This window comes from Pseudomonas sp. rhizo25 (genome assembly GCF_031931935.1).
Lineage (GTDB): Bacteria > Pseudomonadota > Gammaproteobacteria > Pseudomonadales > Pseudomonadaceae > Aquipseudomonas > Aquipseudomonas synxantha.
The window spans coordinates 152,682-174,303 of the sequence record NZ_JAUJXA010000001.1 but is presented as its reverse complement, the minus strand read 5'-3'; the positions used below and the strand labels follow the sequence as shown (position 1 = coordinate 174,303).

The 21,622-nt window shown below is 59.9% G+C and carries 24 protein-coding genes; 13 read left to right on the top strand and 11 right to left on the bottom strand.

What is annotated here, in order from left to right; all coding sequences use genetic code 11:
* Positions 1 to 103 precede the first annotated feature (103 nt).
* From QZR30_RS00850 to QZR30_RS00835, 4 genes are all read left to right on the top strand, one after another.
* Entirely contained in the window at positions 104 to 715 is a 612-nt protein-coding gene (locus tag QZR30_RS00850; RefSeq protein ID WP_046071378.1) for a LemA family protein, read from the top strand.
* An 18-nt stretch (positions 716 to 733) separates the two neighbouring features.
* Positions 734 to 1,462 (top strand): TPM domain-containing protein, encoded by a 729-nt coding sequence (locus tag QZR30_RS00845; RefSeq protein ID WP_046071379.1) that lies wholly within the window; start codon positions 734 to 736, stop codon positions 1,460 to 1,462.
* A gap of 31 nt (positions 1,463 to 1,493) precedes the next feature.
* Positions 1,494 to 2,111 (top strand): TPM domain-containing protein, encoded by a 618-nt coding sequence (locus tag QZR30_RS00840; RefSeq protein ID WP_046071380.1) that lies wholly within the window; start codon positions 1,494 to 1,496, stop codon positions 2,109 to 2,111.
* 221 nt (positions 2,112 to 2,332) lie between these two features.
* On the top strand, positions 2,333 to 3,550 hold the full coding sequence (locus QZR30_RS00835) for a class I SAM-dependent methyltransferase (protein ID WP_311902851.1): 1,218 nt from the start codon (positions 2,333 to 2,335) through the stop codon (positions 3,548 to 3,550).
* Positions 3,551 to 3,673: 123 nt separating this feature from the next.
* Here QZR30_RS00835 and QZR30_RS00830 read toward each other — a convergent pair whose 3' ends face one another.
* From QZR30_RS00830 to QZR30_RS00810, 5 genes are all read right to left on the bottom strand, one after another.
* A complete protein-coding gene (locus tag QZR30_RS00830) occupies positions 3,674 to 6,232 on the bottom strand; it encodes a TonB-dependent receptor (protein ID WP_311902850.1) in 2,559 nt (852 codons plus the stop codon).
* 127 nt (positions 6,233 to 6,359) lie between these two features.
* Entirely contained in the window at positions 6,360 to 7,328 is a 969-nt protein-coding gene (locus QZR30_RS00825) for a FecR family protein (RefSeq protein ID WP_046071383.1), read from the bottom strand.
* Positions 7,325 to 7,864, bottom strand: a complete 540-nt coding sequence (locus QZR30_RS00820) for an RNA polymerase sigma factor (RefSeq protein ID WP_046071384.1) — start codon at positions 7,862 to 7,864, stop codon at positions 7,325 to 7,327. Before QZR30_RS00820 ends, QZR30_RS00825 begins: the two co-directional genes overlap by 4 nt.
* Before the next feature lie 196 nt (positions 7,865 to 8,060).
* The gene (locus QZR30_RS00815) at positions 8,061 to 8,933 is read right to left on the bottom strand and encodes a dihydrodipicolinate synthase family protein (RefSeq protein ID WP_046071385.1); all 873 of its coding nucleotides are present in this window, start codon (positions 8,931 to 8,933) and stop codon (positions 8,061 to 8,063) included.
* 27 nt (positions 8,934 to 8,960) lie between these two features.
* Positions 8,961 to 9,743 carry an aldolase gene (locus tag QZR30_RS00810; protein ID WP_046071386.1) on the bottom strand — a complete coding sequence of 261 codons (783 nt, stop codon included), beginning with the start codon at positions 9,741 to 9,743 and terminating at the stop codon, positions 8,961 to 8,963.
* Between the two features lie 160 nt (positions 9,744 to 9,903).
* On the opposite strand from QZR30_RS00810, the gene QZR30_RS00805 reads away from it, so the two are divergent.
* Positions 9,904 to 10,431 carry a helix-turn-helix domain-containing protein gene (locus QZR30_RS00805; protein ID WP_043046345.1) on the top strand — a complete coding sequence of 176 codons (528 nt, stop codon included), beginning with the start codon at positions 9,904 to 9,906 and terminating at the stop codon, positions 10,429 to 10,431.
* 140 nt (positions 10,432 to 10,571) lie between these two features.
* Here QZR30_RS00805 and QZR30_RS00800 read toward each other — a convergent pair whose 3' ends face one another.
* A complete protein-coding gene (locus QZR30_RS00800; RefSeq protein ID WP_046071387.1) occupies positions 10,572 to 11,588 on the bottom strand; it encodes a DUF4917 family protein in 1,017 nt (338 codons plus the stop codon).
* Positions 11,589 to 11,711: 123 nt separating this feature from the next.
* On the opposite strand from QZR30_RS00800, the gene yiaY reads away from it, so the two are divergent.
* Together yiaY and QZR30_RS00790 are read left to right on the top strand one after the other, a co-directional pair.
* Complete coding sequence (yiaY, locus tag QZR30_RS00795; protein WP_046071388.1) at positions 11,712 to 12,860, top strand: L-threonine dehydrogenase; 1,149 nt, start codon at positions 11,712 to 11,714, stop codon at positions 12,858 to 12,860.
* Between the two features lie 89 nt (positions 12,861 to 12,949).
* On the top strand, positions 12,950 to 13,624 hold the full coding sequence (locus QZR30_RS00790) for an NAD(P)H-binding protein (RefSeq protein ID WP_046071389.1): 675 nt from the start codon (positions 12,950 to 12,952) through the stop codon (positions 13,622 to 13,624).
* A gap of 23 nt (positions 13,625 to 13,647) precedes the next feature.
* Here the strand turns inward: QZR30_RS00790 and QZR30_RS00785 are convergent, their stop codons facing one another.
* Positions 13,648 to 14,136 (bottom strand): DMT family transporter, encoded by a 489-nt coding sequence (locus QZR30_RS00785; RefSeq protein WP_059397102.1) that lies wholly within the window; start codon positions 14,134 to 14,136, stop codon positions 13,648 to 13,650.
* A 77-nt stretch (positions 14,137 to 14,213) separates the two neighbouring features.
* Here QZR30_RS00785 and QZR30_RS00780 point away from each other — a divergent pair, with 77 nt between their 5' ends.
* The 4 genes from QZR30_RS00780 (at position 14,214) to QZR30_RS00765 (ending at position 16,898) form a co-directional block, all read left to right on the top strand.
* Positions 14,214 to 15,131 (top strand): LysR substrate-binding domain-containing protein, encoded by a 918-nt coding sequence (locus QZR30_RS00780; RefSeq protein WP_442967485.1) that lies wholly within the window; start codon positions 14,214 to 14,216, stop codon positions 15,129 to 15,131.
* Positions 15,132 to 15,146: 15 nt separating this feature from the next.
* Positions 15,147 to 15,563 carry a fosfomycin resistance glutathione transferase gene (fos, locus tag QZR30_RS00775; RefSeq protein WP_046071392.1) on the top strand — a complete coding sequence of 139 codons (417 nt, stop codon included), beginning with the start codon at positions 15,147 to 15,149 and terminating at the stop codon, positions 15,561 to 15,563.
* A 45-nt stretch (positions 15,564 to 15,608) separates the two neighbouring features.
* The gene (locus tag QZR30_RS00770) at positions 15,609 to 16,250 is read left to right on the top strand and encodes a LysE family translocator (protein WP_046071393.1); all 642 of its coding nucleotides are present in this window, start codon (positions 15,609 to 15,611) and stop codon (positions 16,248 to 16,250) included.
* Between the two features lie 120 nt (positions 16,251 to 16,370).
* On the top strand, positions 16,371 to 16,898 hold the full coding sequence (locus QZR30_RS00765; protein ID WP_005785958.1) for a DUF4142 domain-containing protein: 528 nt from the start codon (positions 16,371 to 16,373) through the stop codon (positions 16,896 to 16,898).
* Between the two features lie 55 nt (positions 16,899 to 16,953).
* Here the strand turns inward: QZR30_RS00765 and QZR30_RS00760 are convergent, their stop codons facing one another.
* Complete coding sequence (locus tag QZR30_RS00760) at positions 16,954 to 17,379, bottom strand: low affinity iron permease family protein (protein ID WP_059397099.1); 426 nt, start codon at positions 17,377 to 17,379, stop codon at positions 16,954 to 16,956.
* Between the two features lie 177 nt (positions 17,380 to 17,556).
* On the opposite strand from QZR30_RS00760, the gene QZR30_RS00755 reads away from it, so the two are divergent.
* Entirely contained in the window at positions 17,557 to 18,339 is a 783-nt protein-coding gene (locus QZR30_RS00755) for a GNAT family N-acetyltransferase (protein ID WP_311902848.1), read from the top strand.
* Here QZR30_RS00755 and QZR30_RS00750 read toward each other — a convergent pair whose 3' ends face one another.
* The 3 genes from QZR30_RS00750 to QZR30_RS00740 form a co-directional block, all read right to left on the bottom strand.
* Complete coding sequence (locus QZR30_RS00750) at positions 18,340 to 18,840, bottom strand: methylated-DNA--[protein]-cysteine S-methyltransferase (RefSeq protein ID WP_274358124.1); 501 nt, start codon at positions 18,838 to 18,840, stop codon at positions 18,340 to 18,342.
* Positions 18,841 to 18,939: 99 nt separating this feature from the next.
* On the bottom strand, positions 18,940 to 19,272 hold the full coding sequence (locus QZR30_RS00745; protein WP_274358125.1) for a hypothetical protein: 333 nt from the start codon (positions 19,270 to 19,272) through the stop codon (positions 18,940 to 18,942).
* Positions 19,273 to 19,451: 179 nt separating this feature from the next.
* Positions 19,452 to 20,345: a LysR family transcriptional regulator gene (locus QZR30_RS00740; RefSeq protein ID WP_311902847.1), complete on the bottom strand. Its 894-nt coding sequence runs from the start codon at positions 20,343 to 20,345 to the stop codon at positions 19,452 to 19,454.
* Between the two features lie 95 nt (positions 20,346 to 20,440).
* Between QZR30_RS00740 and QZR30_RS00735 the strand changes: the two genes are divergently transcribed.
* A complete protein-coding gene (locus QZR30_RS00735) occupies positions 20,441 to 21,604 on the top strand; it encodes an MFS transporter (protein ID WP_311902846.1) in 1,164 nt (387 codons plus the stop codon).
* Positions 21,605 to 21,622 lie beyond the last annotated feature (18 nt).

Sequence of the window (21,622 nt, the reverse complement as noted above, 5' to 3'; positions counted from 1 at the left end):
GCTGATTGGCTCGATGCATGCCAGTGGTGGCGGATTATGCCCCAAGCGCGTCGTTTGTAGGGTTAGTCATCAAATTCCATCGAGATCGGGCAGGAGAAACACCATGCAAGCAGCACAAACTTACCGCTGGGGCTTCAAGGCTGCGGCGTTGTTACTGATCAGCACCGTGCTGAGCGGTTGCGGCATCAACAATATCCCGACCCTGGACGAACAGGCCAAGGCAGCCTGGGGCCAGGTGCAGAACCAGTACCAGCGCCGTGCCGACCTGATCCCCAATCTGGTGGAAGTGGTCAAGGGCTACGCCGCCCATGAACAAGACACCCTGACCGCGGTGATTGAAGCGCGGGCCAAGGCCACCTCGATCCAGGTGGATGCCAGCACCCTGGACAACCCGGAAAAACTCAAGCAGTTCCAGCAAGCCCAGGATGGCCTGAGCGGTGCACTCAGCCGCTTGATGGTGGTTTCCGAGCGTTACCCGGACCTCAAGGCCAACCAGAACTTCCTGGCCTTGCAGTCTCAGCTTGAAGGCACCGAGAACCGGATCGCCGTGGCTCGTCGTGATTTCATCCAGGCCGTGCAAGCCTACAACACCGAAATCCGCACCTTCCCTGGCCGCCTGTGGCACACCGTGATGTACAGCGACCTGCCGATCCGCGCCACGTTTGAAGCCACCAGTGCCGATGCCGATAAAGCACCGCAAGTGAAGTTCAAATAAGGCCACACTGAGGTGTCGATGCGTTTATTACGGATAGGCCTGGCGTTGTGGCTGTTGGCTTGCGTGGGCGTGGCCCAGGCAGCGTTGACCTTCCCGGCGCTGAGCGGGCGTGTGGTGGACAGCGCGCAGATGATCGACCCGGCGGTGCGCGAGCAACTGACCCAGCAGTTGCAGGCGCTGGAGCAAACCTCGGGCGACCAGCTTGTGGTGGTTACTGTGCCCGACCTGCAGGGCGTGCCCATTGAAGACTACGGTTATCAACTGGGTCGCCAGTGGGGCATTGGCCAGAAGGGCAAGGATAACGGCGCGCTGCTGATCGTCTCCCGTGATGACCGCAAAGTGCGCATCGAAGTCGGTTACGGCCTGGAAGGTGTGCTGACGGATGCGCAATCCTGGGTGATCATCAATCAGGTGATCTTGCCCAAGTTCAAGGCCGGCAACTTCAGCCAGGGCATCAGCGACGGCGTGGCGGCGATGATCCAGGTGGCGGGCGGTGAACCCTTGGCAGTGCCAGCTCATGTGGCGGATGCGAATTTCGCCAAGGATAATCCAGGGTTCTCCATCGGTTTGTTTATCCTGCTGATCGGCGTGTTGTGGCTGTGCAATCGCATGGGCCTGCCGGTGGGCGCTATTCTGCTGGCCATTCTCAGCAGCAGCGGCCGCGGCGGCGGTGGGGGCGGCGGTGGCGGTGGTTTCCGTGGCGGCGGTGGTGGCTTCGGCGGTGGCGGGGCTTCGGGCGGCTGGTAATGACAATAACGAGAAAAGAGCATCTACAACCATGGCATTACTGACTGAACATGAGCAGCGCCAAGTCGCCGAAGCAATTGCCCGGGTCGAAAAAAACACCGACGCAGAACTGGTGACCGTGCTGGCGGCGCGTGCCGACGACTACGCCTACATCCCGTTGCTGTGGGCCAGCCTGATCGCGTTGGTGGTACCGGGCGTGGTGCATTATTTGTCGGGCTACCTGACCATGTACACCTTGCTGCTGGCGCAATGGACGACGTTTATTGTGTTGTGCCTAGTGTTTCGCTTGCCCAAGGTCACCACCCGCCTGATTCCCCGCTCCGTACGCCACTGGCGCGCCTCTAACCTGGCGCGTCGGCAGTTTCTGGAGCAGAACCTGCACCACACGCTGGGCAGCACTGGCGTGCTGATATTTGTCAGCGAGGCGGAACGCTACGTCGAGATCCTCGTCGATGACGGCATTTCCAAACGCCTGGATGACAGCAGTTGGGACGCCATCGTCAAGACGTTCACCCAGCAGGTGAAACAGGGGCAGACGCTGGCCGGGTTTATTGCGTGCATCGAGGCGTGCGGCGAGTTGCTCAAGGTGCATGTGCCGGTGACGCAAACGCGCAATGAGCTGCCCAATCGCCTGGTGGTACTCGAATAGCCCGGCCAACTCAGTTCCAAATGTGGGAGGGGGCTTGCTCCCGATGGCGGTGCACCAGTCAATGAATCTGTTGGCTGACACACTGCAATCGGGGGCAAGCCCCCTCCCACATTTGGATCTACTGTGGCTGCTGGAACTGACCATTGGTCAAATAACTCCGTGCCGTTGAGGGTTATCCCCCCTAAAATGCCCGGCATTCTTTGCCCGAGGCGTTTTTGTTCATGTCCGTCACCGCTCAACCCGCCAACCCTGCGCCGGATCATCACGCCCAGTTCATCCAATTGCTGAGCGCAAGCCTTGCGCAAAACGCCTTTATCAAGCTGGTGCTGGCCAAGTACGTCGGTGAGGAAGCCGAGCTGCAACGGCTGATCATCAAGCCGGTCACCGTCAAAGACCAGCCGTGCCTGTCCTTCGTGTACCGCTACAAGACCCGCGACATCACCAAGAATTTCCCCTCGGCCGACGGCGTGGCGGCGATTGCCGAGCTGTTGCCTGCGTCATTCAAGAACGCGCACTTGCTGTCGCTGACCGACGAAGCCCAGTTGGAATACAGCAAGAAGAACAAAAGCTCGCTGTTCAAAAGCAAGCCGCAGCAACTGCGCGAGGCGCCGTCGGCCGAGCATAACCGTGAAAAGAACCGTTTCCTCGACCTGAGCCGGCCGTTCCTCGCCGACCTCGGTGTGACCGACGCCAAGCAGGCGCTGATCCCATCGATGTCGCGCAAGTGGAAGCAGATCAACAAGTTCATCGAAGTGTTCAGCCATGCGCTGACGTCGTCGCCGTTGAAGCTTGACCAGCCGGTGCGCGTTGCCGATTTCGGTTCGGGCAAGGGCTACCTGACCTTCGCCATCCACGACTACCTGCGCAATACCCTCAAGGCTGAGGGCGAGGTCACCGGCGTTGAATTGCGCGAAGACATGGTCACCCTGTGCAACAGCGCCGCCGCCCGCCTTGAACACCCGGGGCTGGTGTTCAAATGCGGGGATGTGCGCAGCGTGGCACCGAGTGAGCTGGACGTAATGATCGCCCTGCATGCCTGTGACATTGCCACTGATTATGCGATTCACACCGGCATCCGTTCCGGTGCGTCGATCATCATGTGCTCGCCCTGCTGCCACAAGCAGATTCGGCTGCAGATCCAGAGCCCGGCGCTGCTCAAGCCGATGCTGCAATATGGCCTGCACCTGGGCCAGCAGGCGGAGATGGTCACCGACAGCTTGCGCGCGTTGTTCCTCGAAGCCTGCGGCTATGAGACCAAGGTGTTTGAGTTCATCTCGCTGGAGCACACCAACAAGAACAAGATGATTCTTGCGGTCAAGCGTGCGCAGCCTTTTGACAACGGGCAGCTATTGGTGAAAATCCAGGAGCTCAAGGCGTTCTACCACATCACGGAACACTGCCTGGAAACCCTGCTGCGCGGGGATGGCTACCTGGCCTGAATACAGAGTTTTTGTAGGAGCGAGCTTGCTCGCGAAAAACATAAGGACGCTTCGGGGCATCAGGTGCCCTCGTGTCAGCGTTGGCGATTTTCGCGAGCAAGCTCGCTCCTACAGGTTCAGCGATCAGAAGAACCGCGTCACGCTGATCTTCGCATCGCGGCCCTTGGTGTAGGCGCGGTCGCCGCTCAAGGCCGGGCGGAAGTTTTCGTTGAACAGGTTGTCCACGGTGAAGTTGACCTCGGTGCCTTTGAGGTACGCCTGCTGCGGGGCCCATTTGGCGAACAGGCCCTGGGTTTTGTAGCGCTTGTTACCGTACTGGTCGAAGAACAAGTCACCCACACCGGAGCCCGGGCCACCGGAGTATTTATCACTGGGCAGGCGGTCGGTGGCGCCGATGAATTGGCCCATCCAGCCCACCTGGGCATCCCAGGCGGGAATGTGGGTGCCCAAGACCAGCACCCATTTGGTCGGCGGGATATCCCGTGCTGCCACATCAGGGCCCCACGGGTTGGTGTAGGCGCCTTGGTGCTGGCCCTTGGCATAGGCGAACGACACCGAGCCAAACAGGTAGGTGGAGTTATAGATCGACTCCAGCTCGACGCCCTTGATGGTCATGCCACCGATATTGCGGTAGTTGGACATCGGCCCCGGTGGGCAAGCCGAGGAAATACTGCCGCCGTTGATGGCCTGGTTCTGGCAACCCACGCCGGTGGCCTTGAAGATTTCGTCTTCGACTTTGTTGTGGAACAGGGTGGTACGCAGTTGCAGGTTGTCGTCCTGAGCGATCAGGTTGTCGAAGCTGGTGATGTTGCCCAGGGTGATCGAGGTGATGCGTTCCGGGTCCAGGTCCACGCTGGTGGCGGTACGGCTGCCCAGGCCCTGGACTTCATATTGTTCGTCGATCACCGGCGCACGCCAGGTCTGGCTCCAGTTGGCGAACAGCCCGACGTTCGGCGTCACGGTCCAGAACAGCGCCAGGCGTGGCGACCAGCCTGTGTAGGTGCGGTCGCTGTAGTCGTGGCCAACGGCCGGGTCGGGGTTGTTGTAATAGGGCGCATCGTTGCCTTCGCCGCGGTTGCGCACATGGTCGTAGCGCAGGGACGGCGTAATTGTCACGTCGCCGATAGTCACCGCGTCCTGGATAAAGAAGCTGTTGGTGTCGACCTTGCCGTGGGGCATGAAGCCCGGCTGGAAGTGCCCGTAGTTGTAGCGCGCTGTGTTGTAGGTGGTGCCGGGCATCCACATTTCGGTTTCGCGGATGTGTTTGCGGATCTGCCCGCCGACCGTCACCGCATGCTGCAAGGGGCCGGTATCGAACAGGCTGACGTTACGGATATCGAGGTTCTTGTCGGTATAGGACGTGTCCATCTTGCGCCCGCCGGTGGCCAGCTGGAAAAACGCGGTGGCGTCACGCTCGTCGGTCTGCTCGGTGTCGGACTGGGAATACTTGATGGTCAAGTCCACCAGCGGGTTATCCAGGGGCTGGTATTCGTACTTGCCCGACCAAGTGGTGTCGACCGTGTCACGGTGGGCCAGGAAACGCTTCAACGCACCTTCGTAGCCGTAGCGGTCGATGTTGAACTGGGTGGGCGGCGTCGGATAGCTCGCTGCGGAAAACGGCGTCCAGCGGTTGCTATGGGAACGTGAGTACGACAGGCCGACACTGTGCTCATCGGTGAAATGTGCGTTGACCTTGAACAACTTGCCGTCCACATCCTGGGCGCTGTTGGGCAGGCGCTGGGGGTTGATGGGGTATTGGTTGTTCTCGTTGGGCAACTTGGCGGCCACCTTCATATCGCCGCCGTCCCGTTGGGTCAGGTAGGCCAGGGCGTCGAAGCGACCATCGTCAGTACGGCCATACACCGCACCGCTGTAGACCTGTTCATGGTCATTGCTGGAGTAGCCGTATTTGAGCATCGCGCCGCTATTGCGACCGTCCTTGAGCAGGTCCGGGGCGTCCTTGGTGATCATGTTGACCGTGCCGCCGAAACCGCCATTGCCGGTGAACGGCGAGTTCGGGCCTTTTTCCACTTCGATGCGCTTGATCAGCTCAGGCTCGATAAATACAGTGCCTTGCTGGTAGCGCTCGAAGCCAGTCTTGGTGGCGCCGTCCACGGTCAGCGGTACGTCTTCGGCATCACCGAAACCACGGATGTTGATGGTCTGGCCGCCGGGTTTCAGCGAGCCGCCCTGGCTGACGCCGGGTAGGGTCTGCAACAGGCTCGGGATGTTATTGGACTGGTAGCGGTCGATATCGGCCTGGGTCAGGGTGGAGCGGTTGACCGTGCTGGAGTTCACTTCGTTGCCGGTGCCGATCACGCTCAACGTGTCCAGCTGGATCGCGCCGCTTTGGGTGGTCTTGCCCTCATCCGGGCGCACGACATAGGTGCTGCCGACCTTGATCAGGGTGAAGTCGCCATTCTTGAGCAGGGAGCGGATCGCCGCTTCCGCTGTGTAGTCACCGTTGAGTGCCGGCGCCTGCAGGTTCTTGAGCAGGCTTTCATCGAACAGCAGCTGGATTTGCGCCTGTTGCGCCACCTGGCTCAGGGACGTGGCCAGCGACTGGGCCGGCAGTTGCAGCTTGAACGACTCGGCCTGGGCGCTGAGGCTGAAGGCCAGGCAGGCAGCGATGAGCGTCGGTCGAAGAAACAGGTGCGAAGCGTGGCAAGGCGCGCGAAACATGAAATCCCCCGGTGCGGCTAAGTAGCCAAAAAGGTGTGCGTATCAAACGCAGACAGGAGGAAGACGGGGCAGGCAAAAAAAACCACACATGCGAATGCAAAATATTCTCATGTGTGGATTATGCAGGCTATTTGCTTGGCTCGATTCTCACAATGCCATCGGCCGACACTACGGTTTTCACCGGCAACAACGCGGGCAGGGCGCTGAGCAGGGCGTCCGGGTCATTCACGTCAAGGTTGCCCGACACCTTGAGTTGGGCAACGGCCTTGTTGACCTGCAACGGTTGTTGGGGCCGGTACAAGCTCAATTCGTCGATCAGGCCGGCCAGCTCGCGATTACGAAACGATAAGTGTCCGCTGCGCCAATCGGCTACTTCTTCGGCGCTGAGGGTTTGTTGTTGCAAGGTGCCCTTGGCGTAGTTGTAAGCGGCGCGTTGTCGGGTGCCGAGCAGGGTGACCGGGCTTTTGCCATCCGTTTCGAACGCCACTTGGCCATGGGCAACACTGACCACCAGTTGCTGTTGGCCGCGGCGCACATCAAACCCGGTGCCCACCACCCGTACGTTCGACTCGCCGGCCTGTACGTAGAGTGGGCGCTCCTTGTCGGCGGCCACTTCGATATACAGCTGGCCCTTGTCCAGGTGCAGGATGCGTTGGTGGGCGTTGAAGTCCACACGGATGCGGGTGTTGGCATTCACATACAAGGTGCTGCCATCGGGCAGGTTCAACATACGCATGCCCTTGGCCTGGGTGGCGATCTGGGTGTGATACAGCTCGCGGGGCGCGCCGAGAGGCGTCGCCAGCACCGCGCAGAGCAGGGCAGCGGCCACCGCCAGGGCAGGGCGCCAGAGGCTGGGCTCGCGCTGGGGCAGTGGCATGGGTTTGTTCAGTTGCTGCAATTGGGCGAGGTCGGCCCACAGCTGTTCGAATTCGGCATAGGCGCGCGCGTGCGCAGGCACGGCCTGCCAGGCGGCAAAGGCTTTGCGGTCGGCGCGGCTCGCCTCGTTGCCGTTGCGTGCAAACCAGCTGGCGGCTTGGGCGTCGATGGAGTCACTTGCTTCGATGTCCAGGGCGTCGATGTCGCTCAGGCGGTTCATTCTGGCTGCTCCGTGCCGGGGTCGGGTTGAAGGCGCCGCTTGCAATGCAGCAGGGCAAAGGCGATGTGCTTTTCTACCATGCTGGTGGAAATGCCCATGCGCTCGGCGATCTGCGCCTGACTCAGGCCTTCGAAGCGGTGCAGCATAAGGGCTTCTCGCCGGCGGGGCGAGAGTTCGGCGAGGACTTCTTTCAACTGTTCCAGGCGTTGCAGGCGCAGGGCGGCGGCCATGGGGTCGTGCTGCTCATCGGTGACCGGCTCGGCATCCATTTCGGCGGGGTCAGAGTGGACGGTCTGCCGTACCTTCTGTTTGCGCCAGTGATCGCGCAGCAGGTTGCGCGCCATCTGGAACAGAAACGCCCGTGGCTGTTCGACCTTGGCCCGGTCGCGGTAGCCAAGCCATTGGGTAAAGACATCCTGGGTCATGTCCGCCGCGTCGCTGGCGTTGTCCGTGCGTTTACGCAGGAAATACAGAATATCTGCATAAAACCCGCGACAGGCATCGGCCGACGACGGGTCGGGCTTGGGACGAGACATGGATATCCTTCTTGACGAAGCACGACGTGGAAAAGTCGCGAATGATATCGAGAATTATTGTCATTTGTCTCTATTTAAAGAATTTGCTCGGCTAAATGTGGGAGGGGGCTTGCTCCCGATAGCAGAGTGTCAGCCACCACATTTATGGCTGATACACCGCTATCGGGGGCAAGCCCCCTCTCACATTTGCTTAGTGTCAGCGCAGCAATGTCTTCAACTGCTCGATCCCGGCTTCACCCAGCGGGAATACCGGCAACCGAGGATCCCCCACCTCCAACCCGGTCAAGCGCAGCCCGGCCTTGATCGTCGCCGGCAACCCACCCTTGAGAATGAATTGCAGCAGCGGCAACTGCCGGTAGAACAGTTCCCGCGCCTGGTTCAAGTCATTGGCCAGCACTGCCTGGTACAAATCCAGGTTGAGTTGGGGGATCAGGTTCGGCGCTGCGGTGCACCAGCCTTTGGCACCGGCGGCGAAAGCCTCCAGGGCCAGCGGGTTGCAACCGTTGTAGAACGGCACGTCACTCAGGAGTTTCAGCTGGTGCATGCGCTGGATATCGCCGGTGCTCTCCTTGACCATGGTCACGTTGTCGACCTGCTTGAGGATGCGCAGGATCAGCTCCACCGACATGTCGGTGCCGCTGGTGGCCGGGTTGTTGTAGAGCATGATCGGTACGCCGATGCTGTCGCCAATCGCGGCGTAGTGGGCGAGGATTTCCGCGTCGCTGAGTTTCCAGTACGAGGCGGGCAGTACCATCACCACATCGGCGCCTTGGGCTTCGGCATAGCGTGCCCGGCGCACGGCCTTGGCGGTGGTCAGGTCGGACACGCTGACAATGGTCGGCACACGCTTGGCGACTTTCTTGATGCTGTAGGCGCTGACTTCGTCCCACTCCGCGTCGCTCAGGTAGGCGCCTTCGCCGGTGCTGCCCAAGGGCGCGATGGCGTGGACGCCGCTGTCGATCAGGCGGTCGATGGAGCGCCCGAGGGCGTCGAGGTCAATACGCTGGCCGTCGGCGCTGAACGGGGTGATGGTATAGCCGATGATGCCGTGAATAGTTGGGTTTGACATGGGTAAACTCCGGTCAGAAAGGGGCAATCAGTTCAGGCAATCGGCATGCTTGCGCAGGTTCTGCCGGGCGTAATAGTTGAACGCGGCGCCGTGGCGCTTGGGCTTGGAGATCCAGTCATGGGCCTCGCGCCCCAACTCCGGCAGGATCGGCTTGACGGTGCCTGCGGCCATCGCCAGCAACTGCAACTTGGCCGCACGTTCGATCAACTGTGCGATGACGCAAGCCTCTTCGATGCTGGCGCCCGTGGACAACTGACCGTGGTGCGAGAGCAGGATGGCGCGCTTGTCGCCCAGGGCCGTGGTGATGATTTCCCCTTCTTCATTGCCCACCGGCACGCCGGGCCAGGCTTGCAGGAAGGCGCAGTCTTCGTACAGCGGGCAGAGGTCCATGTGTGACACCTGCAGCGGCACTTCCAGCATCGACAGCGCGGCAATGTGCGTCGGGTGCGTATGGATGATGCAGTTTACATCCGGCCGGCCGCGGTACACCCAGGTATGAAAACGGTTGGCCGGGTTGGGAATGCCATGGCCTTCCAACACTTCAAGATCTTCGTTGACCAGCAGCAGGTTGCTGGCGGTGATTTCGTCAAAACCCAGGCCCAGCTGCTGGGTGTAGTAGGTGCCAGGGGTGGGCCCGCGCGCGGTGATCTGCCCCGCCAGGCCGGAATCGTGACCGTGCTCGAACAGGATTCGGCAGGTCAGCGCCAGCTTTTGCCGGTCGGTCCACGTATTATCCGCCAGATTGTTTTGCATCTGGCTCAGGGCTTGCTTGACCAGTTGGTCTTTTGGGAGTGCTAATGTCTTGGCCATATCGGTGTCCTTTGGGTAGTTCAATGGACGTCGGATTTGCTGCTCGCCCGCTGCTCGCAAGGTCGTTAGGTGAATGCAAATGACACGAATAATGCTATATGACACTTTGTGTCATTGGCAAGCACGGCTCATCGCTTTCTGCAGGGATTAACCGCAGCAAATGTCTATCCGTTTGAAATTATTGAGAAAAAAACTTGGCGTGACCCTGGAAGCCCTGGCTGAAAAATCCGGGATGACCAAGAGTTATCTGTCGAAAGTGGAGCGCGGGCTCAACACGCCCTCCATTGCCGCTGCGTTGAAATTGGCCAAGGCGTTGAACGTGAAGGTCGAAGAGCTGTTCAGTGAAGACAAGGTCAGCCTCGACAGCTACAGCCTGGTGCGCAGCCACGAACGGCCCGACACCTCGCCGGGCTATGCGGTGCTGGCCCATCAAGTCAGCGAGCGCAGCCTGCTGCCTTTCATCATCTACCCTCCGGCCCAATTCACCGACAAGACCTTCAAGGAGCATTTGGGGGAGGAGTTTCTGTTCGTGCATGAAGGCCGGGTGGAAGTGGATTTCATGAACGAGCGGGTGTTGCTGGAGCGTGGTGACGCTTTGCATTTCAATGCGCAGAAGCCCCACCGCCTTCGTTCGGTGGGAGAGGTGCAGGCGCAGTTGCTGGTGGTGGTGCACAGTTCGGAGGAGTGACGCTTGCCGCAACCTGAAATGCAGTCAGTGTGGGAGGGGGCTTGCTCCCGATGGCGGTGGATCAGTCAGCTCATCTGTAGCTGACGCTCTGCCATCGGGAGCAAGCCCCCTCCCACAGTTGATTTTCTTTGTTCACTGGATCAGCGTTCGACCGGGACTGAAAGCGTCGGGTTACCCAGCGGATGGGTGCGTGCTACGAAGAACCTCAGCGTTGCGCCACTGCCCTCGAACAATTCCAAATACCGCCGCTTCTGCTGACGGATAAACCCATCGCTGCGCCCCGACACCGAGATCGCCAGGGTGCTGATGCTGGCTTGGCGAATTGCATCCACCAGGTGTTTATCCTGCGGCCCCAAGTCATGGCCGAAGATGCACAACGCGCCTTCATGGCTCAGCAATTGCTCATAACAGAACGACAGGTAATCCGAGCTGCGGATGCTCTTGAGCTTCTCTTCTACCTTGCCTTCACTGACGAACAGCGGCACATCGTCCAGGGTCTTGATCGTGTTGTTGATCGCAAAGCTGCTGAGCAAGGTGCTGTCGGTGGACGGCAGCTTGCGCGCCGTGCCATCGAGGTTGCGCACCAGGTGCAGGCCGCCGTGCAGGTAGAGGATGCGCGTGGTATCGGTATGGGTATTGCGCAGGTCGAAGCTTGAGTCGGCGCTGCGGAACAGGTCATCAATGCCCGGCGTGTGCAGGATCGCCCAGTAGTTGAGCAAGTCGTAGTTGCTGGTGAAGACGGTGGCGTAGTTGGCCAATTCAGCGTTGATCGTCGTCAGCGTCGACGGCTGCACCAGGCGCCAGGGAATGTGTACGGCATGAATGGTGTTGATCAGCGCTTCCTTGATCGCGTAGTAACGGTTACGCGGCGCCGCCGAACTCACCGCCAGGGCCTTGTTGACCCGGCTGGTGGTCTTCAAGGCGCCCAGGGCTTGTTCGAAGCTGCGGGTTTGCAGGGCGTCAAATACGCTGAGTTCGGATTGGCTCAGGGGTTTTTCTTCAACGGTGCGGGCGTTTTCGAACAGCGAGTCGTAGGAGAAGTCTTCCCAAATCGTCCGACTGGCACCGTTGCCGATCAGAATCCCGCTGAAGTCGAGGGCAGCGCGCAGGGCGCTCCAGTCTTCAAGGTGGGCGTCAATATCCTGGAAATCCTTCATTGCGGCGGGTCTACTCGAAATCGGCTGGGTGGTGACTTTATCACGAGCCGACGTTGATCCTGATCAAGATGCGCCATGCGGTACAGGTTGATTCTGTGGGCATAAAGCCTCTGAGGATTGACCATGAGCAGCACGTTCTTCATCCCCGCCGTCAACATCATGGGCAGCGACTGCCTCGACGAAGCCATGATCGCCATTCGCAATTATGGCTTTCGTAAAGCCTTGATTGTCACCGATGCCGGCCTGGCCAAAGCCGGCATGGCCAGCATGATCGCCGAGAAGCTGGCGATGCAGGATATCGATTCGGCGATCTATGACGGTGCCAGACCCAACCCCACGGTGGAAAACGTCGAGAAGGGCCTGGCATTGCTGCAGCAAAATGCCTGCGATTTTGTGCTGTCCCTGGGCGGCGGCTCGCCCCATGACTGCGCCAAGGGCATCGCGCTGTGCGCCACCAACGGCGGGCGTATCGGCGATTACGAAGGCGTCGACCAATCGAGCAAGCCACAACTGCCGCTCGTAGCTATCAACACCACCGCCGGCACTGCCAGCGAGATGACACGGTTCTGCATCATCACCGACGAAACCCGCCACGTGAAAATGGCCATTGTTGATCGCAACGTTACGCCCCTGCTGTCGGTCAATGACCCGGCGCTGATGGTCGGCATGCCCAAGGGGCTCACCGCTGCCACCGGCATGGATGCGCTGACCCACGCCATCGAAGCCTATGTGTCTACCGCTGCTACGCCGATCACCGACGCCTGCGCCATCAAGGCCATCGAGCTGATCAGCGCCAACCTGCGCTTGGCGGTGCGCGATGGCAGTGACATGGCGGCACGGGAAAACATGGCCTACGCGCAGTTTCTCGCCGGCATGGCCTTCAATAACGCGTCCCTGGGTTTTGTGCATGCCATGGCTCACCAGTTGGGCGGTTTGTACGACTTGCCCCATGGCGTGTGCAACGCGGTGTTATTGCCCCATGTGCAGAGCTTCAATGCCAGTGTCAGTGCCAAACGCTTGAGCGACGTGGCCCGTGCCCTTGGCGCGGATATCAAGGGCATTACGGTGGAAGAGGGGGCCCAGGCGGCCATCGCAGCGATTCGCCGCTTGTCCCAGGACGTGGATATTCCCGCTGGCCTGCGCGAGCTTGGCGCCAAATTGCAGGATATCCCGCTCCTGGCTGCCAATGCGTTGAAGGACGCGTGCGGGCTGACCAATCCACGGCGAGCGGATCAGCGGCAGATCGAAGAGATTTTCCGTAGCGCGTTTTGATAGGGGGCAGCCTTTAGCCGCAAGCGTTAAGCTACACGCTGAACGCGTTTAACTTGAGCAAGCTTGCGGCTTGCCGCTGAGGTCCCCTAATGAGAGTTCTGTTATTCGGCGCCACCGGCATGGTCGGCCAGGGCGTGCTGCGCGAATGCCTGTTGGCGGCTGATGTGCAGGAAGTCGTCGCCGTCGGCCGTACGCCCCTGACCCAGGAACACGGCAAGCTGCACCAGGTGTTGCACAGTGACATGCTGGATTTCCAACCCCTGGAAAACCTGTTGCAAGGCTTTGACGCGTGTTTCTTCTGCCTCGGCGTTTCCTCGGCGGGCATGAACGAAGCGCGGTACACCCACCTCACCTATGACCTGACCCTGGTCGCCGCCAGTACGCTGGCGCGGCTTAATCCGCAGATGACCTTTATCTATGTGTCCGGTGCCGGCACGGACAGTTCCGAGGCGGGCAAGTCGATGTGGGCGCGGGTCAAGGGCAAGACCGAGAATGCCTTGCTGCGATTGCCGTTCAAGGCGGTGTACCTGTTCCGTCCGGGGGTTATCCAGCCGTTGCATGGTGTGCGTTCGAAAACGCCGCTGTACCAATCTTTCTACAGCGTGCTCGGGCCTGTGCTCTCGTTTGTGCGTCGGGTAAAACCGGCGTGGGTGGTAAGCACCGAGACCGTCGGCCGGGCGATGTTGCAAGCCGCCAGCCATGGCGCGCCGCAGCCGGTGGTGGAGCAGGCCGAGATCAATCGCCTGGCTGCCGAGCGCCGTTGAGGTTGCACAAGCGCTCGATCTGATCAACTCGCAGTTGCCAGCGCCCGGGCGGGTGCGGCGCTGAATTGAATCAACGCCACGCCGCCGATCAACAACACCGCCCCCAGCACCCGTGGCGTATTCAGTTGGCGTTCCGCCAGGCCGAACAGACCAAAATGGTCGAGCAGTAACGACGCAAGAATCTGCCCGGCCATGGCCAACGCAATAAACCCCGATGCGCCCAGCTTGGGCAGCAGCATCAACGCCAACGAAATAAAACACACGCCGAACGCACCGCCGGCCCACATCCACAAGGGTGCCTTGCTGATAAAAGCCAGGCTCGGCAGCGGTAAACGCAGCGCCACCATCACCGGCAGCAGCACGATGATGCTTACCAGCAATGACGCCAGGGTGGCCCACAACGGATGCCCAAGCCCGCGCCCGAGGTTGGCGTTGATCGCGCTTTGAAACGGCACCACCGCCCCGGCAATCACCGCCAGCGCTAACAAACCCAGCCAATGCAACGTCGTCATCTCACATCTCCCAGAGGTTTTGCTGGACTCTAGGTTATTCGTCACGCAAATTTAAATTCCAAATTCTTATGCCGAGCATGCAGCTGATGAATGACCTGCGCCGCATCGACCTGAATCTGCTGGTGATCCTCGATGCCCTGCTCAGCGAGCAACATGTCACCCGCGCTGCCGAGCGCCTGCACCTGAGCCAGCCGGCAGTCAGCCATGCGTTGGCGCGCTTGCGCGATATGCTCGGTGACCCGTTGCTGGTGCGCCAGGGCGGTACCCTGGTGCCGACGCCCCGTGCCCTGGAGCTGGCGGCGCCGTTGACCGAAGCCCTTGCCCAAGTGCAGGCGTTGCTGGCACCGAATCGTTTTGACCCGGCTTCGGCCAAGCGCCGGTTTCGTATGGCGATGTCGGACTACAGCGCGGCGATTATCCTGCCCAGCTTGGTCCGTGCCCTACGTCATGAAGCACCTGGCATCGATCTGCAGATCATCCACGCCAGCCGTGAAGGTATGGTCGACGGCGTGCTCAATGGCGATCTCGACCTGGCGGCTGGCGTATTCCCCGATATGCCCGTCGAACTGCGTACAACGCTTCTGTTCGAAGAACATTACACCTGCCTGGTCGACCGCCACAGCCTTGCACCCAGCGGCGTGCTCGACCTGCCGACTTACCTGGCGCGCCCCCATGTGCTGTTGGAGATGCGCGGCAGCGGCACGCCGGAAATCGAACGGGCCCTGCGCGCGATACGTGAACGGCGGCATGTGGCGATCAGCCTGCCGCATTGGGGCGTGGCACCGCAGTTGATCGAGGGCACGGACCTGATCTTGACGGTGTCGTCTCGAGGGCTATCGAATATTGATCATCGGCATCTGCTCACCGTGCCGCCGCCGTTTCATATTCCGTCCTTTGCCTTTGTGCTGGCCTGGCATGCGCGGCGGGGTGGGGATTCGGGGTTGCAGTGGTTGATTGGGCGGGTGCGGAGTGTATTGTCAGACGGTCACCAATAACCACGGGAAATCTACATGCTCAGCGGCTTTAACCATCTGACCCTGGCCGTGACCGACGTGCCGCGCAGCGTCAGTTTTTATCATGAGTTGTTGCACCTCCAGCTTGACGCCACCTGGGACAACGGTGCCTACCTGTCATTACCCGGCCTGTGGCTGTGCCTGTCACTGGACCCGATGCGACCGCCCGTGCCGGCAGCCGACTACACCCACTATGCCTTCACCGCCGACGCCACTCATTTCGCCGCGCTGGTCGAGCGCCTGCGGGCAGCTGGTGTGCAGGAGTGGCGCGACAACCGTAGCGAAGGCGCGTCGTTTTATTTCCTGGATCCCGACGGCCACAAACTGGAGGCCCATGTCGGCGACTTGACCTCGCGCCTGCAAGCCTGTCGCGCCAAGCCTTATGCGGGAATGAAGTTTTACCCCCCGAGCTGAAACATGCAGAATCAATCACCTTCACACGTCTGTCAGAGCCTACCTATGACCCCCTCCTTGCTGCTCGCCGTCCTTGCATCGGGTTTTATCTACGGTATTACCCCCGGGCCGGGTGTCTTGGCTGTGTTCGGCATCGGCGCTGCCCGTGGTCGACGTGCCGGGGCGGGTTTCCTGTGTGGGCATTTGCTCGGCGATGTGGTGTGGTGCAGCACGGCGCTGATTGCCATCGTCGGTGCGCGGGAAGTCGGCAGCAGCGCGTTCGATGTATTGGGCGTACTCAGCGGTGTATATTTGTTCTGGCTCGGCTGGCGTGCAATCCGCACCCAGCGCCGCAGCAGCGATGCGCCTCAGGGCGCGGCGCGGCATCCGTTCTGGCATGGCATTCTGTTCGGCCTGACCAACCCCAAGGCGTACCCGGTTGCCGTGGCGACCTTCACGGCGTTGCTGTCCAGTCGTGCAGAGTTGCTGACCTGGTCGATGCTGCCGTCGCTGATTTTCCTGAGCTTTATCGGTGGCCTGTTGGCCTACGCGATTCTGATCGGCGTGGTCGGTGCCCAGCGAGTGCGTACGGTGTATCAGCGTCATGAAATCCTCATCACCCGGCTCTGTGGTGTGATGTTTATTGGCTTCGCCATCAATGCCTTGGCGCACGCGCTGCCGGGCCTGTTGGGCAATAAATCGGCCTGAAGCATCCACGACCGTTCGTCGCACTGGCAGGTTTTTTCTAAACCTTTGCCGCGCAAAAAATTCGAACTCAGGGCGGGGCGTGTTTTCCCCGCACTTATTTTTGCCCTGGAGGAACCCATCATGAGCCGCATGGCTATCCGGTTACGCACCGCCAGTTTCGCGATGCTGCTGGGCCTCGGCGCCAGCAATGCTTTCGCCCAGTCGCCTGCCGAATTCATCGAGCAGGCTTCGGCCAAAGGCATGGCCGATATCGAAACCAGTCGCATGGCCCACGCCAAGACCTCATCCCAAGAGATCAAGGATTACACTATCGAGGTCATTAACGAACGTACCCTGGCCAACCAGCACTTGGCAGCTATCGCCAAGAAGCTCGACTTGCCGGTAGCACCTCGGGAAAAGATCGTTGATAAAGCCGAAACCCTGATGCCCGAACTCAAGGACGGCGACTCCTTTGACGCTGCCTACACCGCGCAGCAGGTCAAGGAAAACGAAGACGCCATCGCCCTGTTCAAGAAAGAAGGTGCGGCGTCGGATGTGCCGGAAATAAAAGCACTGGTGGATGAAACGCTGCCCAAGCTCGAAGAGCGTCTGCAAAAAGCCCGTGCCTTGGCATCGACCTATGGCAAGGGGCATCAAGGTGATGGCTGAGGTCCTTACGTGAAATAAAAAAACGGCGATTGGATCACTCCAACCGCCGTTTTTTTCAGGCCTGGTTCAAGTCAGTCTTGATCTGCGCTGCATCGTCGGCCACGGCCCCGCAACTGCTGTTCAAACTCACCTTGTCGCTGCTGCCAATGCTGCGGTACTCCTTGCGCAGTCTTTCGAGTTCCTTGCGGTCCAGGCCATCCAGGCTGAGCACGGCATTCTGTGCGTCTTTGGATGCGCGCAACAGTTCATCGATCTTGATATGCAAGATGTCGTTATCACGGTTCTGCGTGTTCTGAATCAAAAACACCATCAGGAAGGTGATGATGGTGGTCGAGGTGTTGATGATCAGTTGCCAGGTATCGTTGTAGTGGAAGTACGGCCCGCTCAGGCTCCATAGGAGAATCAGCGCGACTGCCGCGTAGAAGGTCTTGGGGCTGCCTGCCCAACGTGACAGGGTTTGGGAGACTGCAGAGAATTTCATGACCGTTTTCCTCAAAAAGGGTGATGAAAATTCTGACCGCGGGCAGTCGCCGAAATTTCTTTTTACAACTTAGCGTTTGAACAAAGTTGTGCGTTTTTCTGCCAGGTATTTAAGCAGGAACCTACGGCGTCCCAGGACGGCCAGGGCAAGACTGGGTTTTTTTCTGGATACCGCCTCATGGACGCCAATCCCGCCTTTGACCTGGTCACGCTTTATCATCTGACCGAGGACCACTATTTTGCCGCCACCTGCCTGACGCACCGACGCTACTGCGCGGCCATCAATGCCTATTTTATCGACGAGCATGATTTTCCGTGGAATTTGCTGTTCATTCGCCTGGGCAGCGCCCCATTGGGTGAGGAAATGGCTGCTGCCCTCGAGCTGATCCGACGCACCCCGATTGAAGTACGCCTAGTGATTCATGAGCAAAAGGTCGAGGGCTTAGGCGAAGTGCTCACGGGGCTCGATTTTCACCCCGCTGAAAAGACCACGGCAATGGTCCTCCAATTGTCAGCGCTTATACCGTCAGAGGGTGAGGGCGATGTGCACGTCCGCCTGACACGGGATTTGAATGAGTGGGCCGTTCCGCTTGGCAATGCGTACGCGATGCTACCCGAAGTGGTTGCGCATTATCAGGCCCGGCACCAGAGGGCCCTGGACGCTGATGAAAGCCTGTATCACTTCACCCTGTGCGCCGAAGGGCAGGTAAGCTGCTCGTTGACCTTGTCTCTATGCAATGGTGAGGCCCGGCTTAATGATGTCGGCACGCTTATTAACTTGCGTGGAAGAGGTTATGCCACGCGTTTGATTCGAGAGGCCCTGCATCATGCGTCGAGCCTGGGCGCCCTGCGTTGCTTTCTCGAGGCGTCGGAGGGCGCCGTCCCGCTGTATCGCAAGTTGGGTTTCGAGCGTTTATTCGACTATCGGGCTTTTGTTCGCGTGGCTTTACCAGGCCTATGATCAGAAAGCCATTTTGATTTGGCCGCGATCTTCGAGGGTCAATAGATACTGTTTGGCCTCAAGCCCTCCTGCAAACCCGGTCAGCCCGCCCGATGCACCCACTACGCGGTGGCACGGCGCGATGATCGAGATCGGATTGCGCCCGTTGGCGGCGCCTACTGCGCGCACGGCCTTCGGGTTGCCGATCTGCTGGGCGATCTGGCTGTAGCTGCGGGTTTCGCCGAACGGAATGGTCAATAGGGCCTGCCAGACTTGCTTTTGAAAGTCGGTGCCGGTGAAGTCCAGTTCCAGCTCGAACCGGTTGCGCGTTCCATCAAAGTACTCCCTCAATTGACGCTCGGTTTCCAACAGCACCGGGTTGTCGTTGGCCTCGATCAATTCGCCTAGGCGCACGCGGTTGGCACGTTCCACTTCCCACAGGATGGCGCTGAGCCTGCCATTGCGCGTCACCAGGGTCAGTTCACCGACGGGGGAAGGCATGAGCTTGTATTGGTAAGTCACGAGCAGGCTCCTCGAAAGGGCGTTAATGGGGACAACGCTACTGTAGTGCCAGATGCCGGCGAGGAAACTGCGTTTCTTGCGGTCAAATTCTTCGCCAGCCTAGAAGTTCCAGTAAACCCAATTGGAATAGTACGGGTACCAGTAAAGCCTGGAGATATAGTAGAGCCCCATCAGCACGGAGGCTGTACTCAACATAAACGAAGAAGTGACATTGAGCAGAGTGACAATCAACGCGAATACAGCTACGCGTCGGGTTGCATGACCCCAGGCGAGCTTTACGCCATAAGCCGACGCAACAAGCGCTCCCGTTTGAAGGAGCAATGCAAGGGGAAATGGCAGCCTTATAAACGAAACCAGTAGCGGCAAAACCACCACCCAGCCCACCACTTGGCGCAGGATTGGTTTAGGCGTGTGCTGTTTGCTTTCAACCATCGCAAAGCTTCCGAGGTCCAGGTCGACAAGCTGACATCATCACCCATGTGGTTTCGTCACTGCCATAAGTCTTTACTTACCTACCAGCGGAATCTGTGCGGTTTTCAGTAGGCGTTGAATGAAGTGTATGGGCGCGCAGAAAAGGCGCCGTGGAGAGGTATTGCAAGGGTTTTCAGGGGTTAACGGGTATGCAGTGACTGCTCGAGTACGCCAAGAAATGCATCCGCCAACACACTTCTTGCTGATGCCGGGGTCAGTACCAGCAATTGTGCACACGCATCCACTTCCTGCATTGGCCTATAGGTCACACCTGTGTTCATCAGACTCTGCGTACAGTCCGGCACGAGCGCCACGCCCTGTCCGGCCGCCACCAGGGCGATGATCGAAGTGATCTGCCGCCCGGTCGGCCCAGGCCGCAGCGGATGGCCGTGGTGGCGGTAAAGTCGCTCGATGGACTGGTTCAAGCCTGACCCATAGTCAGCGGGAAACAGAATCAGCGGGTAAGTGCTTAGTTGCGCCAGGCTGACCGTCGCCTGGCTCGCCAACGGGCTCTCGCTGGAGACCGCTGCCACCAGCCGTTCTTCACCTAGTGACAATGCCTGGACATCAGTGCTTTTTGGCAACAGCCGGCTCAAGCCGATATCCAGGCGCCCATCCGCCACCTGCGCGCCCAGGCTGCCGGACGCGCACTCCACCAAGGTCAGTTGCACATCGGGAAAGCGCTGGGCGAAGGCCTGGATGGCGCGGCTGAACAGGTCTGACAAGGCGATTGAGCTGACATAGCCCAATGTCAGCTGACCCGCCGTGCCGGCAGCCAATTTACCGGCGATCACCTGCGCCAACTCCACCTGTTCCAGCACGCTCCTGGCGTAGGGCAGGAACGCACGTCCCGGGGCGGTGAGGGTGACCGTGCGGCTGGTGCGATCAAACAGCTTGAACCCCAATTCGGCTTCAAGGGCGGAAATCTGCCGGGTCAGCGGCGGCTGGGCCAGGTGCAGGCGAAGGGCTGCGCGGCCGAAGTGCAATTCTTCGGCGACCGTCAGAAAGTAACGCAGCTTGCGTAGGTCGAGCATCCTGGTCCTTGGGTATCAATCGGTCGGAATTCGGTATTGGTTTAAGAGCTACCCGGCATTCTATAAAGACCTCACAAAATAAAACGAGAGGTTTCATGAAACCACGCCTGCATTGTGCCCGCCTTGCCCTGTTCCTGTGTGGCTGCGCGGCGTTTCTCAATCTCTACGCCACCCAGAGCATCCTGCAGGTGTTCGCCGCGCAATTTCATATCAGCGCCAAGACCGCGGGATGGAGTATTACCGTGACCACACTGGCCGTGGCGATGACTGCGCCGTTTGTCAGCCGCCTGACCCGGCACTTCGAGCAGCACATTGTGATCTCGACTGCGGCGTTGCTGCTGGCCGGGCCGGTGCTGATGACGGCCTATGCTGACAGTTTCGCGCAAGTGCTGGTGTGGCGCTTTGTCGAGGGCATGTTGATCCCGTTTGTGTTTGCCTCCAGCGTGGCCTACATCGGCGATCGCTGGCGCGGCGGCACAGTGACCGAAGTCACCAGCCTTTACGTGGCGGGCACTGTGTTGGGAGGGCTTGGCGGGCGCTTCATCACCGGGGTGGTGACCGAATATGTGGGCTGGCGTGAAGCGTTTGAGTGGCTGACGGTACTGAGCTTGATGGTGGGCGGTTTTATTCAGTTTCTGCTGCCGGCCAACCGCCCGCGGGCGCAGCAGGTCCAGGCGGCTTCGTCAGGCGTTTGGCGCAAGCCGTTGCTGGCCGCTTATGCCGTAGGCTTTTGCGTATTGTTCTCGCAAGTCGCTGCTTTTACCTACGCAGGTTTGTACCTTGGCCTACCGCCGTTCAACCTCGGGCCTGCCGCCTTGGGGACGCTGTACATGGTGTTTCTGTTAGCGTTGGTTGTGATCCCCATTGCCGGCCGCCTCAGTAAAGCCCGCCCGCATGTCGAATTGCTGAGCGTTGCCGCCATCTTGGGCGTCTGTGGTTCGGCCCTGACCCTGGTGCCTTCCCTCTGGTGCATTGTGGTGGGCCTGGCACTCAGTTCTACCGGCGTGTTCCTCGCCCAAGCCACTGCCAATGCCTTCACCACCACCACCGCTGGCGCCGACAAGGCAGCGGCGGTGGGGGTCTATCTCACCTGTTATTATCTGGGGGGGAGCTGCGGCGCTATCGTCCCGGCACTGATCTGGGAGCGCTGGGGCTGGGCCGGTTGTGTGGGGCTGATCATTGGTTTCCAGGTGCTGACCCTGTTGATCGCGCTGGCCGGCTGGAAGCCCCTTAAACCTGAGCTGATCCGCGTACCATGACCCATAAAAAAACCGGCC

Coding starts and splice junctions, on each gene's coding strand:
- QZR30_RS00850 (WP_046071378.1), top strand. CDS start 104: ATGCAAGCAGCACAAACTTACCGCTGGGGCTTCAAGGCTGCGGCGTTG.
- fos (WP_046071392.1), top strand. CDS start 15,147: ATGCTCAGCGGCTTTAACCATCTGACCCTGGCCGTGACCGACGTGCCG.
- QZR30_RS00820 (WP_046071384.1), bottom strand. CDS start 7,864: ATGTCTCGTCCCAAGCCCGACCCGTCGTCGGCCGATGCCTGTCGCGGG.
- QZR30_RS00830 (WP_311902850.1), bottom strand. CDS start 6,232: ATGTTTCGCGCGCCTTGCCACGCTTCGCACCTGTTTCTTCGACCGACG.
- QZR30_RS00835 (WP_311902851.1), top strand. CDS start 2,333: ATGTCCGTCACCGCTCAACCCGCCAACCCTGCGCCGGATCATCACGCC.
- QZR30_RS00770 (WP_046071393.1), top strand. CDS start 15,609: ATGACCCCCTCCTTGCTGCTCGCCGTCCTTGCATCGGGTTTTATCTAC.
- QZR30_RS00785 (WP_059397102.1), bottom strand. CDS start 14,136: ATGACGACGTTGCATTGGCTGGGTTTGTTAGCGCTGGCGGTGATTGCC.
- QZR30_RS00790 (WP_046071389.1), top strand. CDS start 12,950: ATGAGAGTTCTGTTATTCGGCGCCACCGGCATGGTCGGCCAGGGCGTG.
- QZR30_RS00800 (WP_046071387.1), bottom strand. CDS start 11,588: ATGAAGGATTTCCAGGATATTGACGCCCACCTTGAAGACTGGAGCGCC.
- QZR30_RS00825 (WP_046071383.1), bottom strand. CDS start 7,328: ATGAACCGCCTGAGCGACATCGACGCCCTGGACATCGAAGCAAGTGAC.
- QZR30_RS00815 (WP_046071385.1), bottom strand. CDS start 8,933: ATGTCAAACCCAACTATTCACGGCATCATCGGCTATACCATCACCCCG.
- QZR30_RS00845 (WP_046071379.1), top strand. CDS start 734: ATGCGTTTATTACGGATAGGCCTGGCGTTGTGGCTGTTGGCTTGCGTG.
- QZR30_RS00805 (WP_043046345.1), top strand. CDS start 9,904: ATGTCTATCCGTTTGAAATTATTGAGAAAAAAACTTGGCGTGACCCTG.
- yiaY (WP_046071388.1), top strand. CDS start 11,712: ATGAGCAGCACGTTCTTCATCCCCGCCGTCAACATCATGGGCAGCGAC.
- QZR30_RS00760 (WP_059397099.1), bottom strand. CDS start 17,379: ATGAAATTCTCTGCAGTCTCCCAAACCCTGTCACGTTGGGCAGGCAGC.
- QZR30_RS00765 (WP_005785958.1), top strand. CDS start 16,371: ATGAGCCGCATGGCTATCCGGTTACGCACCGCCAGTTTCGCGATGCTG.
- QZR30_RS00745 (WP_274358125.1), bottom strand. CDS start 19,272: ATGGTTGAAAGCAAACAGCACACGCCTAAACCAATCCTGCGCCAAGTG.
- QZR30_RS00735 (WP_311902846.1), top strand. CDS start 20,441: ATGAAACCACGCCTGCATTGTGCCCGCCTTGCCCTGTTCCTGTGTGGC.
- QZR30_RS00740 (WP_311902847.1), bottom strand. CDS start 20,345: ATGCTCGACCTACGCAAGCTGCGTTACTTTCTGACGGTCGCCGAAGAA.
- QZR30_RS00780 (WP_442967485.1), top strand. CDS start 14,214: ATGCAGCTGATGAATGACCTGCGCCGCATCGACCTGAATCTGCTGGTG.
- QZR30_RS00840 (WP_046071380.1), top strand. CDS start 1,494: ATGGCATTACTGACTGAACATGAGCAGCGCCAAGTCGCCGAAGCAATT.
- QZR30_RS00810 (WP_046071386.1), bottom strand. CDS start 9,743: ATGGCCAAGACATTAGCACTCCCAAAAGACCAACTGGTCAAGCAAGCC.
- QZR30_RS00755 (WP_311902848.1), top strand. CDS start 17,557: ATGGACGCCAATCCCGCCTTTGACCTGGTCACGCTTTATCATCTGACC.